The following is a 7589-nucleotide window of genomic DNA, read 5'->3' as shown; positions in this document are numbered from 1 at the left end:
AGCGTTCATCCTGAGCCAGGATCAAACTCTCCAATAAAGTTAGTTTGTCTAGCATCTAAAAATAAAAATTGACGTTTCACGTTGTTTGTTTCGTTCAGTTTTCAAAGAACTTGTCCGCCGCTTCAGAAGCGACTTCATCATATTAACATCTTCATTTTTCGATGTCAACTAAGTTTTTAAATTTCTTTTTTGTCGTTTTCTGCGTTTCCGCATCAGCGACGTTTATTAATATACCATCATGATTTTTAAATAACAAGTGTTTTTTATAAAAAACAAAAAAAAATTATCTATCCTACTTTCTTCTATAGAAAGAATTATTATCCTTCCTACTAAAAATAGTTATTCTGATTGTATACTACTACACTTCATTCAACCAAATTGCATTTCACAATACCTTCCCAGGTTTTCATTCTCTTCTATATTAAAGTTTATAATAATTATCCTTCTATAGAATAACGATATAACTTAGCCGTAAGAAAAAATCCCATCCACATTAAACAATTCCAATGCAAATATAAACTTAAGAATATTGTTAGAATTTTTTTACATTTAATTAATGAAAAATATCCATTTTTTGTTATATAGTAAGAAAGGATGTACTCAACTATAAATAAACCAATGGAGGAATTATTTTATGGATAGGTTAACAAAGTTTTCATTAAAAAACCGAGCTGCCATTATCATCATGATTTTTCTCATTTCCATACTCGGTGTTTATTCCGGCTCTAAATTACCTATGGAATTTTTACCAAGTATCGACAATCCAGCAATTACCGTCACAACCTTATCTCAAGGACTCGACGCTGAAACGATGACAAAGGATGTAACTGATCCTCTCGAAAAACAATTTCGCAATTTAGAACACGTCGACACCATTACTTCTTCTACATACGAGGGATTATCACGTATCGACATTGCGTATACATCAAAAGCAAACATGAAAGATGCAGCACGCGAAGTCGAAAAAGCCGTCAATACAATTAAATTACCTAAAGATGTAACCAAGCCCGTAGTTAGTCAACTAAACACTTCTATGATTCCACTCGCCCAAATTACTGTCCAGAAACAAAACGGGTTTTCAAAAGCAGATGAAAAACAAATTGAAAAAGAAATCGTACCACAACTCGAAAACATTGATGGTGTTGCTAATGTTATGTTTTTCGGAAAATCCACCTCTGAATTATCTATCGTACTTGATCCGAACCAATTAAAAAACAAAAACGTAACATCACAGCAGGTACTCACTGTTTTACAAGGAAAAGAAACTTCTACTCCAGCTGGGGCAATTACTGTTAATCAGGAAGAATACAACCTCCGCGTCATTGGGGACATAAAAAATGTAAATGACATTAAAAACATCACTGTGGTACCCCAAGTGAAATTGCAAGACATTGCTCAAATCGAAATCAAACAACACTACGATACAATCTCACATATAAACGGAGAAGAAGGCACTGGATTAATCATCATGAAAGAACCGAGCAAAAATGCAGTTGCAATTGGAAAAGAGATTGATAAAAAAGTTAAAGAGATAAATAAGGAATATAAAGATCAGTTTTCCATTAAACTTTTAGCCTCAACCCATGAACAAGTTGAAAATGCTGTTACTAGCATGGGAAAAGAAGTAATACTTGGAGCAATCGCTGCAACTCTAATTATCTTAATCTTTTTACGTAACTTCCGAACAACACTCATCGCTGTTGTCAGTATTCCATTATCTATTTTATTAACACTCTTTTTACTACATCAATCTAACATCACACTTAACATTTTAACCCTTGGTGGTTTAGCTGTTGCGGTTGGACGTCTCGTCGATGATAGTATCGTTGTCATCGAGAATATTTTCCGCCGTTTACAAAAAGATTCTTTCTCTAAAAATATTATTCTTGATGCAACGAAAGAAGTTGCCGTCGCAATTACTTCTTCTACTTTAACAACGGTCGCTGTTTTTTTACCTATCGGCCTCGTATCGGGAGCAATCGGAAAATTAATGTTACCTATGGTATTAGCAGTTGTATATTCTATTCTATCATCCTTAATCGTTGCACTCACAGTCGTTCCACTTATGGCTTTTTTACTACTCAAAAAAACAAAGCATCGAAAGCCAAGTTCTTCATCACGATATGTCGCTACGTTAAAGTGGTCTCTTTCTCATAAATTCATTATTCTACTTACTGCATTTTTATTATTTGCAGGATCAATTGCAGCCTATATATTACTACCGAAAGCAAACATAAAATCTGAGGACGACACAATGTTATCTATTAACATGACATTTCCAGCCGATTATAATGCTGAAGCTCAAAAACAAAAAGCATTTGATTTCGAAAAGAAATTACTTTCTAATTCAGATGTAACAGACGTTATTTTACGAATGGGATCTAGCGCAGAAGATGCACAATGGGGGCAAACAACTAAAAATAACCTTGCTAGTATATTTGTAGTCTTTAAAAAAGGTTCTGATATTGATCAATATATTAAAGAGTTAAAAAAGGAAAATAAAACTTTTGAGCCTGCTGAACTTGATTATATAAAAACAAGTTATTCAAGCTCTGGCGGCGGCAACAACTTACAATTTAACGTAACAGCTACTAACGAAGCGGATTTAAAAGAGGCGGCTACTATCGTCGAAACAAAACTAAAAAGCATGGATGATCTTTCTAAAGTAAAAACGAATTTAGAAGACTCTAAGAAAGAATGGCAAATTCATATTGATCAAACAAAGGCTGAACAACTAGGTTTAACACCAGAAATAGCTGCGCAACAAGTAGCATTCCTTATGAAGAAGTCACCTATTGGCGAAATTACAATTAATAATGAAAAAACTACTATTATGATAGAACATAAAAAGGAAAACATTAGTAAACAAGAAGATATTTTAAATATAAACATACTATCACCTACTAATGGACCAATTCCTTTAAAAGACATCGCAACTATTTCAGAAAAACAAACGCAAACAGAAATTTTCCATAAAGACGGAAAAGAAACAATTCAAATTACCGCCGAAGCTTCAAATGAAGATTTGAGTAAAGTAAACACAGCAGTAAATAAAGCGATAACCGACTTAGATTTACCTAGCGGTTCAAAAGTAAATATCGCAGGAGCTACTGAATCTATGCAAGAGAATTTTACAGATTTATTCAAAATTATGGGGATTGCAATCGGGATTGTATATTTAATTATGGTTATCACCTTCGGCCAAGCACGCGCTCCTTTTGCAATCCTATTCTCCTTACCGTTAGCTGCTGTCGGTGGTATTTTAGGATTAATCATCTCAAGAACACCTGTTGATATAAATTCCTTGATTGGCGCATTAATGTTAATCGGGATTGTTGTTACAAACGCTATTGTATTAATAGAAAGAGTCCAACAAAATCGGGAACACGGAATGGAAACTAGAGAAGCCTTACTTGAAGCAGGTTCTACTAGACTACGCCCAATTATTATGACAGCTATTACAACAATCGTCGCTATGCTCCCACTCCTATTTGGCCAATCCCAAGCAGGAAGTATGGTATCAAAAAGTTTAGCCGTCGTTGTCATCGGCGGTTTGGCAGTCTCGACTGTTCTTACATTAGTAGTCGTTCCAGTTATGTATGAACTATTAGATAAAATCGGGAGAAAAAGACGCTCCCGTAGGAAAATAAGCACTTCTACAGAAACACCTGATATTTAAAAACAAAAGACGTTATCTTCACAAATGAAGATAACGTCTTTTCTCTACTTAGTCATATAATCCATCATTTTTTCCACATATTGCTCTATAGGTTTACTAGAATCCACAATAAGGTATTCATTATTTAAAGGTCTTTGACTACCATTTAACCACTTTTCAAAACCTACTTCCGACTCCACCTTTTCAATTTGACTGATCATACGCTTACGTGTTTGCAGTCTCCTATTAATCTCTTCCATATCATTAAGATAACACTCAATATATTTATATTTCACACCATGTTTAGTTGATAATTTAATTCCTTTTTCAACCATTCCCTCATATAAACACGGACTATCCAATATAACACTATGCCCTTGTTCTAAATAAGAATCAATCAATACCCATTCGGCATCATACGCAAGCCCACCAACAATCGTTGATTCAATTCCTTTTACTTTTAATGATTTTAACAACGCGGATTTCAAAACATCATGATCTATAATTACAGCACCTGTTAATTTCGCTATATACTTAGAAACTGTCGATTTTCCTGACCCAGGAAAACCTGACATTTGCAGAAAAAACAAATTAAAACTCCTCTCTAAATTACATCTGTTCTTCTTTATAATTAACCACAAATTCAACAATCATTACATCCATTCCTTCTATATTAAAATACAAAAGAACCCCCTACTTATAAATAGAGAGTTCTTCTTTATAATTTATGCCGCTTTTACCTTTTTCGTTGCTTTACTTTTTCTTTTCGTTCCTGTAAAGCGCTTGTGTAATATAGATGCTATCAAGCGTGAAATAACATTGAATAGTAATACCATAATAATTAATACAGCTGCAGATTTTGTCGCAATCAACTTCGCATCTGGAATAACTCCTTCAGAATTTAATTTCCAAATGTGAACCGCTAATGTTTCAGCTGGTCTAAACGGATTTAAAGGATGCGCAGGACTTGAGAAATCCGCTGCTGAATTTAAAATCGGGGATGTTAAACCCGCTGTGTAAATTAATGCTGCCGCTTCCCCAAATATACGACCCGCCGCTAAAATAATCCCTGTAATAATTTGTGGTAATGACGATGGGATAATAATACGAGCGATTGTTTGCCACTTCGTTGCACCTAATCCAAGACTTGCCTCTTTTACATTATGAGGAACTTCTGAAATCGCATTTTCACAAACACGCGTTAAACCTGGTAAATTTAAAATAGTTAAAGCAAGAGCACCACCCATTACTGTGTATCCCCAACCTGTCATTGTAACGAACACTAACAAACCAAATAAACCAACAACAATAGAAGGTAAAGACGCCATCGTCTCTATACATAGACGAACAAAATTTAAAAAACGTCCTTGTTTTGCGTACTCTGCTAAATATATTCCAGCACCTAATCCAAGAGGAATAGATATAATAAGCGTTATAACAAGCATGTAGAAGGAATTGAATAACTGCGGACCAATCCCACCACCAGCTCTTGTATTGCTTGGTTCTCCAAACAAGAAATTAGGATCCCAAAATCCCCATCCCTTTTGTAAAATCTCAAATACTAAGAACACTAGCAAAGCTACAACTAAAGCCGCAACCGCATAAAAGATACCTGTCCAAACTTTATTTACCGTTCTTGCATTCATTATTATCGCTCACCTCTTTGCCCAATCGCTCGAATTACTAAAATAAACAGGAATGAAATAACAAGTAAAATCATCGCTAAAGTCCATAGCGCATTGTTCCAAGCAGTTCCGTTCAATGTATTCGTCATGTCCATTGTTAAAATACCAGTTAACGTCGCTGTCGGACTATATATTCCTTCTGGTAATTTAATCGTATTCCCGATTACCATTTGAACCGCTAACGCTTCACCGAAAGCACGCGCTAAGCCTAAAACAACACCTGTTAAAATCCCTTTTTTCGCAGCAGGAACAATCACTCGGCTAATCGCTTGCCATTTCGTTGATCCTAGACCATAAGAAGCTTCTAAATAATCAAATGGAACAGAACGTATTGCATCAGAAGCGATACTAGCAATAGTAGGTAAAATCATAATACTTAATACAACAATACCTGCAATTAAACTAAAGCCTACTCCCCCAAACGAATCACGTAATAGTGGTACTAAAATCGTAACACCTAATAATCCGTATACAACCGAAGGAATACCAACTAACAATTCTAGAACAGGCTTCAACACTTTATTTCCAAACTTTGGCGAAATTAAATTCATGAATATAGCAAGAGCTATAGCAATTGGTGCACTAATAATAACCGCACCTAACGAAACCACCGTTGAACCTACAATGAAAATTAAAGCCCCGAAGGATCCTTGATCAGCATTTGGATTCCATTTTGTCGATGTTAACATCTCAGTAAACGAGATACCACTTTGTGTAAAAGATTGAATACCTTTACCACAAATAAACGCAATAATAGCTAATGTAATTAAAACAATAAAAATACCACAAAACGTAACAAGTGATCTTCCTATATATTCACTTTTTACGTAATTAATTTGTTTTTTCCCCTTCATCACAGGACAGACCCCACTTCACAGATTGAAATGAACAGGACTGGCCTTGCAGCCAGCCCCATAAAACTTTATTACTTATTTAATTTAGACATTGGAATGTAGCCCATATCTTCTACTTGCTTTTCAAAGTCTTTACCTTTTACATAATCGATGTAAGCTTTTGTTGCTTCTTTCGCTTCACCTTTTGTTACCATATACTCGTAAGACCAGAATGGATATTTACCAGACGCAATGTTTTCAACTTTCGGTTCAGCACCATCAATTTTCACTGTTTGTAGTGCACCTTTTTTATCTCCAACCATGTAAGACATCGCTAAATAACTTACTGAACCTGGAGTAGAATTGATAGCTTGCTCTACTGCACCGTTAGAATCTTGTGTTGTACCAGTTCCATCATTAATTTTCGCGTCTTTCATAATCGTTTTTTCAAATGTAGCACGTGTACCAGATGAAGCCGGACGATTAATTACGTTGATTTTTTCATCTTTTCCGCCTACTTCTTTCCAGTTTGTTACTTTTCCAGTGAAGATATCTTGTACTTGTTGCACTGTTAAGTTATCAACTTTTACATCTTTATTTACGACAAGAGCGAATGCAATACCCGCTACCTTGTTATCTACTAATTCTTTCGCCTTTTCAGCATCTTTTATTTTATCTCCAGACGGAACATCTGAATTACCAATTTGTACTGCACCAGATGCTACTTGGTTAATCCCAGTTCCACTACCGCCACCTTGAACTTGAATAGAAACTTTTGAATTTTTCTCCATGAATTTCTTTCCAGCTTCCTCCGCAAGAGGTAGAAGAGCTGTAGAACCAGCTGCTGCAATCGTACCTGATAATTCTTGTTTTGTATTATCGCTTCCTTTAGCAGTTTCTTTACTAGTTGTATCTTCTGCTTTCCCACACCCAACTAATGCTCCTGCTACCACTAAAGCTGCTAAAGAAAATTTAATACCTTTTTTCATAACCATGTCTTGTACCCCCATTTGGATTATCACTTTTCGAATTCATTTTCTTTCGAACACAAATTCATTGTAGGACAACAATATTATGTGAGTGTTAAGCAATTTTTAATTTTAAGTAAATGACGATAATCATCCTCAAAAGCTAGGAATCCCAACATTTGTAGTTAAAGAAGCAAACAAAAACCACACTAACTATGCTGTAATGTAAATTTATTCTTAACAATGTAAATTCAATGTAAATGTTTTTCTCTCTTTTTCCCTTTTAGTTAAAGTTACATTTACAATTCCGCTGTATTTTGTAACTTTTTCACGCCTAATTTATGCACATTAAAAAGAATTTCAGTAATATTTTTTAGTACAACTAAATAAATTGGAACAATTCTAAAATTAAATGAATATTTTTAAAGTACTAATTGACAGCATC

Annotated in this window: 5 protein-coding genes; 1 reads left to right on the top strand and 4 read right to left on the bottom strand. The window is 34.7% G+C overall.

The window, feature by feature from the left end; translation table 11 throughout:
- Nucleotides 1-634: 634 nt before the first annotated feature.
- Nucleotides 635-3679 (top strand): efflux RND transporter permease subunit, encoded by a 3045-nt coding sequence (locus ACS2FK_RS22020; protein WP_063546484.1) that lies wholly within the window; start codon nt 635-637, stop codon nt 3677-3679.
- A gap of 44 nt (nt 3680-3723) precedes the next feature.
- Here the strand turns inward: ACS2FK_RS22020 and ACS2FK_RS22015 are convergent, their stop codons facing one another.
- From ACS2FK_RS22015 to ACS2FK_RS22000, 4 genes are all read right to left on the bottom strand, one after another.
- Nucleotides 3724-4248, bottom strand: a complete 525-nt coding sequence (locus ACS2FK_RS22015; protein ID WP_063546482.1) for an AAA family ATPase — start codon at nt 4246-4248, stop codon at nt 3724-3726.
- A 135-nt stretch (nt 4249-4383) separates the two neighbouring features.
- Nucleotides 4384-5304: a phosphate ABC transporter permease PstA gene (gene pstA / locus ACS2FK_RS22010; RefSeq protein WP_000994139.1), complete on the bottom strand. Its 921-nt coding sequence runs from the start codon at nt 5302-5304 to the stop codon at nt 4384-4386.
- Nucleotides 5305-5306: 2 nt separating this feature from the next.
- Nucleotides 5307-6197 (bottom strand): phosphate ABC transporter permease subunit PstC, encoded by an 891-nt coding sequence (gene pstC, locus ACS2FK_RS22005; protein ID WP_000676676.1) that lies wholly within the window; start codon nt 6195-6197, stop codon nt 5307-5309.
- A gap of 71 nt (nt 6198-6268) precedes the next feature.
- Nucleotides 6269-7171 (bottom strand): phosphate ABC transporter substrate-binding protein PstS family protein, encoded by a 903-nt coding sequence (locus ACS2FK_RS22000; protein WP_000245112.1) that lies wholly within the window; start codon nt 7169-7171, stop codon nt 6269-6271.
- Nucleotides 7172-7589 lie beyond the last annotated feature (418 nt).

Origin of the sequence: Bacillus cereus group sp. BceL220 (assembly GCF_051776965.1) — a bacterium.
Classification (GTDB): domain Bacteria; phylum Bacillota; class Bacilli; order Bacillales; family Bacillaceae_G; genus Bacillus_A; species Bacillus_A cereus.
Note: the sequence above shows the minus strand (reverse complement) of the source record. Positions and strands in the feature narration are given on the sequence as shown.